The following is a 7711-nucleotide window of genomic DNA, read 5'->3' on the forward strand; positions in this document are numbered from 1 at the left end:
CACAAACCTGGCGATTATCCCAGCGCCAGCAAAGCCGAGCACGAAGCCTGGCAACCAGTACCTCCCGACGATTTGGGCCAGGCTTTCGAAATCCCCCGTAATCAAGGCGTCGATCAGCGGTATGCCCGTGACCACCGCCTTGGAGGTGGGGACGCCGGCCAGTGTTATAGATCTAAACTGTACAAAAAACACTAGTATAAGCAGGTAGGCGAGGAGGAAGGCGGGCATAGACACGCCGACAAGGGCGAATATCCTCACGGCGGTGTCTATCTTCGTGTCTCTCTTGTACGCCGCCACGAGGCCAAGCGGAACCCCGATAACTACTGAGAAGAATATGGAGAAGAGCGCCAGCTGTAAAGTAACCGAGAAGCGGGACGCTATGTCGCTAAACACGTTGTTCCCAGTGCGGGGGCTGATGAGGTTGCCCTCGAATAGCCTGACGAGGAAGTAGTAAAACTGCTCGTACCAAGGCCTGTCGAAGTAGTAGTACTGCTTGATTTTCTCAATAACCTCCGGCTTCGCCTTCTCCCCACCTGCCCACGCCCTCACGGGGTCGGCTGGGATGGCGTAGGCTATCAGATAAGTAATAAAAACGACGCCGAAGATAGTGGGTATAAAGGTGAGTAGGCGTCTTATTAAAAATCTTCTAAAAGAAGACATGGTTGGGAAAAAACTTAGGGCTTAAATCCGTATAGCTGTTGCCACAACGTGGCGTTCCAGTAGTACGGGTTGTACTTCAACACTATGTATGAATCCTGCTGGTAGTCGGCTACGTAGTAGGGGCCGGTGGATATGGGCTTCTCGTGGAGGAGTCTGTGGGTGGCGTCGTCCTCGCCTGTCATGACGTATTTTGCCCACGCCGCCGGGTTCTTCCCATTGTTTGAATCTGCTAGTGCCTGTTGGTACTTGTCGCCGAGGGCGTACTGCATCGACACGATCATTGTAAACGGCGCCGCGAGTATAGGCAGAATCGCCGGGTACGCCTGCGTCAGCTTGAGCTTGACCACCCCGGCCGTGGGGCCGGAGTAGCCGAAGATTTTCATCAAGTCGTCCCAACTCTTCACGTTGTAGGACTTCCCGGCGTACTCTGTGACAAGTCCCTTGGAGAGCACTTGCTTAAACTCGTCTTCGGTCAAGACGGAGCTGGCGTTGACGTCTACGTATGTAGTGATCATCCAGCTGGGGTCCAGCGACAGCCTGGCTATCCTCCATATGGAGAACAACACGTCAACCGCCTTGATGTCGTATGCCTTGTTATTCCACGGATCGTACGCCTTCATCCCACCCCTAATCACGAAATACCACGTGGTGCCGTTTTCGTCGTGGGCCCACGCCACCGCGCCCGATGGCACCACGTACTCAGTATTCTCCCTCCAGAAGGTGACCAACGTAGTGCCCGTCTGTGTGAAGATCTCCCAGCCAAAAGACTCGTAGCTTGCGGCGGGGTCAAAGCTCTGCGGCCAGCCGATGGTGGCTATGACGTATGTGTCGGGGCCGTTCTTGTAGTCCTTGATACCTGTGCTGACGACGGGGGCGTCCGGCGTCTCCCACAGCAAGTCATACCTCTCAAGCTCCAGAGGCGTGTAGTAGCGCCCCTTTACCCAGTTCCAGTTGTGCATGAAGAACTTGCCCTGGCCTAGCCATATAATCGCGGGATCTACGTTGCTGGCTATCGATATCGCCTTGTAGAGAGCTTCTCTCAGCATTGGGTCAAAATGCGTCCTCGCGGCGACTATCATGGCGTCTACATCGTAATTCCTGTAGAACGCTGGGTTGATGTCTACGAAACCTGTGCTGGCGTTCACTGGTTTGGTATTCGCCAGATCCACCTCGTAAGCCACTATGTAGATCTTCTTCCCGGCGGGGACCTCCGCCTTTGCGCCGCTACCCTTCGGTCCTACGACTACTACGGCTTCTCCCACGTCGAACACCTTCGCGGAGGAGAGCATGGAGGGTATCTGCTGAGCCGTGCCCTCGATTACGTCTAGCGTCTTGAACTTAGTGCCGCCGTAGAACAGCGGGCTTGCGTAGTCGTCTGGGTCGAGGTAGTCTGGTAGCCAGCCGATTATATACACGTCGAAGTCTCCCTTCTCCGTCTTGCTCAGCAACGTCGGCCAGTTCAGGGGCTCTGTGGTCACTTTAAAGCCTAGCCTGGCCCAGGCGTTGGCCAGGAGGGCCGCGGTCTGGGCGCGCTGGTCGTTGCCGAGGTTGAAGTCGATTACTATTGTATACTTTGTGGGGTCTATGCCGCTCTTCTTTATCAACTCCTGTGCCTTGGTAATGTTGTAGGTGTACTTAACAATGCCGTAGTCTGTGTAGCCGGGCAGGCCCTTTGGAATTACGGCGTACAGCCTGGCGTATCTGTTTGCGTATATTCTGGAGAGGATTGCGTCGTAGGGCACCGCCCAGGCCAGCGCTTGTCTGACGAGTGGGTTGTTAAAGGGCTCCTTATTGGCGTTTAAGACGATGTACTCTATTGTAAGTGTCAGTAGGTTGGGATCCTCCCGTAGCTCTATCATGTAGTTCCCCATCTTAGTCCCCACCACCTCGTTCAGCCTATCCAGCGGCACGGCGGCGATGTCAGCGGTTCCAGTCTTGTAGAGCTGTATCCTAGCCGTCGCGTCGTTGTTGATAATGTAGATCACATTTTTGTGGAAGACCTTCTGAGGGGCAGTTGCCGTGGGTGTAGGCGAGGTTGTGGTCTGCGTCGCTGTGGGAGACGGCGTAGTAGCGGTGGTAGTTTGAGTTGTCTGTGGAGTTGTCGGTGTAGTGGTTTGCGTCGTAGTTGGAGTGGTTTGTGGAGTTGTCGTCGGTGGAGTCGTGGTGGGGGTTGTGGTCGGGGGGGCTCTTGGCTGCATTAGTAGCACAGCCGCGGCCGCGATCAGCACAAGGGCAATAACAATACCGGCTAGCGCACCTTTTGAAATACCCTTAACTTTAGGCATTCCTCTAATTATATATATGGTTTTTAAATATTGCCCTAATCCCCGCCCTTTATTAATTCTATGGCTTTATCTAGCTGGGGGTCGCGGCCTTCTCTGTAGTCCTGCGGCGCTACTTCTACCTCTACGTCGGGGTCGACTCCGTAGCCTTCTATGCCGGTTCCGACGTCGTCTGTCCAGAAGGCGTACTTCGGCTGGGTGATTATGGTGCCGTCTACCAGCTTGTAGCGGGTGTCTATGCCTACTGTGCCGCCCCAGGTCCTTTTGCCCACCACTGGGCCGAGCTTCAGCCGCTTGAAGTCGTAGGTGAAGATGTCGCCGTCTGACCCCGCGTGTTCGTTTGTGACGAGCACCAGCTTCCTTGGCAACACCAGCTCGGGGTATGGAAACGGCTTGAAGTAGCGGGTGAGGAATTTTCCGAATATGCCCACGGCGGCTCTTAGGATCAGCATTCCGGAGGTGTGGCCGCCTCTGTTGTACCTCACGTCTATTATAAACGCCTCCTTGTCCCCCTCGGCGTTTAGCGATTTGAAAAACTCGGCGTATCCCGAGGGCCCCATGTCGGGTATGTGGATGTAGCCCACGGCGCCGCCCGTGCGCTGGTGTACGTAGCGCCTATTTGCCTCGACCCAGTGGCGGTATATGATGTACCTCTCGTCGCGCACCGTCCTCACGATGTACCTCTTCACCTCGCCGCCTCTCTCCACCTCCACGGCCACCGTGTCGCTTGTCCTGTTTAGAAGTGCGTACTCGGGCGGCGCCCCGGGGCCGAGCCTCACGCCGGCGATGGCCACCACGCAGTCCCCCTCCCTCACGTCGACGCCCGGGGCGAGGAGAGACGACTTCTCGTTTTCGTAGGAGGGATCCCCCATGTATATCTTCGCCACGCGCCAGCACCCGCCGTCCCACTTAAACTCGGCGCCGAGCCCGCCGACGAGGTAGGGCTTGTCCACCTCGAAGTCTGGCACTATTTCGTAGGCGTGGCTCGTGCCCAGCTCTCCCTGCATCTCGTTTATCAAATCGCTGAGTTCGTACCTAGTGCCGACGCGGCTCAGCAGAGGCTCGTACTTCCTATAGACGGCGTCCCAATCCACCCCGTTTAAATCGCCCCGCCAGTAGTGCTCCCTCATCAAAAGCCAGGCCTCGTGGAACATCTGCCTCCACTCCCTCTCCGGCTCTACGTACACCTTGACCCGCGACATGTCGAGAACGCCGCTCTTCCGCCCAGGCTCCCTGGACTGGAGGTCGGGCTTCTTATCCACGTCTATGAGCCTAAGCCTGTTCTCCTCCTTGACTAAGATATACTTCCCGTCGGGCGAGGCCCTCAGCGCGGAGACGCCGGACACCAGCTGATCCTTCAGCTTGGTCTCCAGGTCGTAGACCTCCACGGCCCCCCTCCGCTCCTGGGCGGACCAGAGGTAGTACCTCAGGGCGCCTTCAACGTCGTACTTCAGCCACGCCACCTTCCCCCCCTTTAGGCCGACCACGGCGGCGTAGAGGCCCTCCTCGACGGGGAAGGGCTCCACCCGCGTGGCGATGCCCTCCACGTCTATATCCTCTGTTTTACCCTCGGCCTTTCTGTATTCGACAAATGGCGAGATGTCGCCTTTCTTTAAGACTGCGAGGTAGGGTTTTGAGTGCTTGGCGAATATGTAGCTGAACTGCACGGGGTCCAGCGCGGGGTTGAGGGCCCTCCTGGAGAGGAAGTAGAGGTACCTCCCCTCCGGGTCGAAGGCCGGGGAGTAGTCGTAGGCGGTTGGCGTAGTCACGTCGTACGTCCTCCCAGTGGCGGCGTCGAGGAGCTTGATGTTTTGGGTGTAGACGCCGGCTGGCTTGGCGTAGGCGAGCCACCTCCCGGAGGGGTGCCACGCCATCTCCGTGATGAGGCCGTACTCGCTCTTGTCTGCCAGTTGCGCCGAGCCCGTCTCTATGTCTATTATCCAGAGCTCGCCTCTGTGGTTCGCCGCCGCGAGCTTCGTCTGCTTCAGCGCCAGGGCCTCGATAATGCCTATCCCGGGCTCCAGCCTCTTTACCAACGCGCCGTCCATGCTGTACACCTCAATAGCGCCGTCGTAGGTGGCCACGGCGATCCTCTCCCCGTCTGTGGCTATGTGTTTGTAGCGCACGCCGCCTCCGCGGACGCCTAGCTGGAGCACAGCACCCTCCCAGCTGGGGACGATAAAGGCCTGTCCCCTGGAGATCAGGGCTATTCTCTCGCCGGAGACGAGGGCAAAGTACTCGAGGTACTTCACAGCGTCTACGAACTTGGCCATCTTCGCCTTGCGGGAGAGGGGCAGGTCGATGTCTAGCTTCTCAAGCCTATCCGCCGCGAGGTCGTACAGCCATATTTCCCCAGCCACCTGGAACACAATCCGCCTCCCGTCGCTACTGGCATTTCTCACGTAGTAGTCCTTGAAATTGGTATGCCTTTTGAGATCCCCACCTGCGAGATCCACGGAGTAGAGGTTGCCCACCCCCTCGTGGTCGGAAATGAAGTAGACTCTGTCCCCCACAATCATGGGGGAGGTGATGTTGCCCGGGAGGTCGAGGAACTTCTCAAAGGTCTTCCCGCCGTCTCTGCTTATCCACAGCACCCCCCTCGTGCCTCCTCTGTACCGCTTCCAGTAGGGGAGGTCGTAGGTATTTCTGCCCAGCACCACCACCCCACCACTCCCGTAGACCAGCGCGGTGGCCGGGCCTAGGTTCAGCCTTTCGTAGACGCCGTCTAGCGACACCGCGTACAGCTCGCGCCACTGGGGGAAGGGTGTTTTAAAGTCGCTGTAGACCAGAACCCTCCCGTCGGGGGTCCAGCCCACTACTCTGGTGAAGGGGGTGCCGAAGTAGGTTACGCGCCTCGGCTCCCCGCCTCCCGACGGCACCACGTATACGTCGGCTGTCGTGCCCTGGTCCGTCTGCTGTAGCCTTGTAAAGGCAATCCACCTCCCGTCTGGAGAAAACTTCGGCCTCACCACGACGCCGAAGTCCGACGTAAGTCTCTGCCCCACCCCGCCTGAGTACTTCCAGAGATCGTCCTCAGTTACGAAAACCACCTCGTCGCCGTAGACATCTGGGTGGAGGTAGTAGCCCCGCATAGGCCATCGTTGACCCCCGTTAATAAGCATTTAAAAACGCCAAGTCTGTACATATCTTGAGACGTTATCACCTGTGTTTAGAACTATAAAAAAGCCCCATTAGGAGGGGTGTCTTATCCTAGGTGGAGTCTATCACTGCTATAAATACGTCGTTTACATTAGTACCTGTGTACCCGGTGATTATGGCCCTGCCTAGTTGGTTAAAGAAGGTGTAGCTGTCGTTATTGTTTAGATATTCCAGTGGGTCTAGCCCCCTCGCCTCTGCTTCTTCCACGACTCCTCCATCTACCACAGCCCCGGCCGCTGGGCTGTTTCCATCTACGCCGTCTGTCCCCATGCAGGCGGCCGAGATGTTGCGCATACCTCTGACGGCGAGTGCAAAGGATAGGCAGAGCTCTTGGTTTCTCCCGCCGCGGCCCCCTCCCCGCACCGTGACTACGGTCTCGCCCCCCGCCAGTAGCGCAAGTGGGGGCCTCCCGGGCACGCCGTGGTAGACAACGCTCTTCGCCACGGAGGCTAGGACCCGCCCCGCTTCGCGGGCCTCGCCCTCTAGCATCGAGGTGAGAATCAGGGGGCTGTAGCCGACGCCTTTTAGGTAGCCGCCGGCGCTACGCAACGACGTCAAGTTATTGGCCACGATGATATTCCACACCTTGGCTAAGACTGGGTCCCCCTCCTTGACGGTGTCGCCTCCACTTTCTATAACCGCACGGATGCGGGGAGGAAGCTCTTCCCACAGCCCGTACTTTTTCAACACTCTTATGGCGAATTCCCTAGTTGTCCCGTCAGGCGCCGTGGGTCCAGACGCTATCGTGTCTAGGCGGTCCCCCACGACGTCGCTCACTATCAGCGACACCACATGCCTAGCCTTTATGAACTTTAGGAGTTTGCCGCCCTTCACTCTTGACAGCCTTTTCCTAACGGCGTTTAACTCCACTATATCCGCCCCCCTCTTCATCAACTCGCCAGATATGTGGGCAATATCTTCAAGCTGTATCCCGTCTTCTGGCAGTTCAAACAACGCCGATCCACCCCCCGAAATTACAACAAATACGAGATCCCGCTCCCCCACGCCTTCAAGATACTCGACAAGGCGGCGCGAAGCAGACAAGGTGTTGTCTTTAGGAATTGGGTGGTCTCCCTTAACCAGCTCTATAGGCCCGGCGCGGCCGCCTCCAGTTGGCGTTATGACTACCCCGCCCCTCACCAAGTCGCCGAGCAGGTCTACCAACGCCTCGGCCATCTTCCCCGACGCCTTCCCAAACCCCACGACGTGGATCCCTCCCCCCACCTCCACCGCCTTCCCTCCTACCTCGACCACGTCACCTCTTCTCCTCACGCTAGAGGCCACCGCCGTGTAGGGATCTGCCGCGGCCAGGGCCTCCTCCAGCGCTTTTGTCAACACCTCGCCGCGGGGGAGTTTCACAAGCGACTCACGGTTACGGATAGACACATTTATACGATATCACGGCTTTATACCTATCCCCCCTACCTATCCTACAGAGAGGGCCTTACTCCAGCCCCTACGGCGTAGCCGTTTTCTGACCTCAAGTTGTGTAGTGGCTTGTTCAGCCACGTCCTACGGCGCCGTATCGATGTAGTGGGCTAAGCTGTGGACGGCTTCCTCAGCATATTTTCTCCAAGCGCCGCTTACCAGAAAAGGCACCTGCGCAACGG

At 57.6% G+C, this 7711-nt stretch carries 4 protein-coding genes; all 4 read right to left on the bottom strand.

Annotation, left to right across the window (positions count from 1 at the left end):
- Positions 1-660, bottom strand: a 660-nt coding sequence (locus ACP5J3_RS09140; RefSeq protein WP_428495406.1) for an ABC transporter permease, incomplete at its 3' end; no start/stop codon positions are given.
- 14 nt (positions 661-674) lie between these two features.
- Positions 675-2945, bottom strand: a complete 2271-nt coding sequence (locus ACP5J3_RS09145; protein WP_428495407.1) for an ABC transporter substrate-binding protein — start codon at positions 2943-2945, stop codon at positions 675-677.
- A 35-nt stretch (positions 2946-2980) separates the two neighbouring features.
- Positions 2981-6034: a S41 family peptidase gene (locus ACP5J3_RS09150; protein ID WP_428495408.1), complete on the bottom strand. Its 3054-nt coding sequence runs from the start codon at positions 6032-6034 to the stop codon at positions 2981-2983.
- Between the two features lie 118 nt (positions 6035-6152).
- The gene (locus ACP5J3_RS09155; RefSeq protein WP_428495409.1) at positions 6153-7487 is read right to left on the bottom strand and encodes a glycerate kinase type-2 family protein; all 1335 of its coding nucleotides are present in this window, start codon (positions 7485-7487) and stop codon (positions 6153-6155) included.
- Between the last annotated feature and the right edge of the window lie 224 nt (positions 7488-7711).

This window comes from Pyrobaculum sp., from assembly GCF_049971835.1.
GTDB lineage: Archaea > Thermoproteota > Thermoprotei > Thermoproteales > Thermoproteaceae > Pyrobaculum.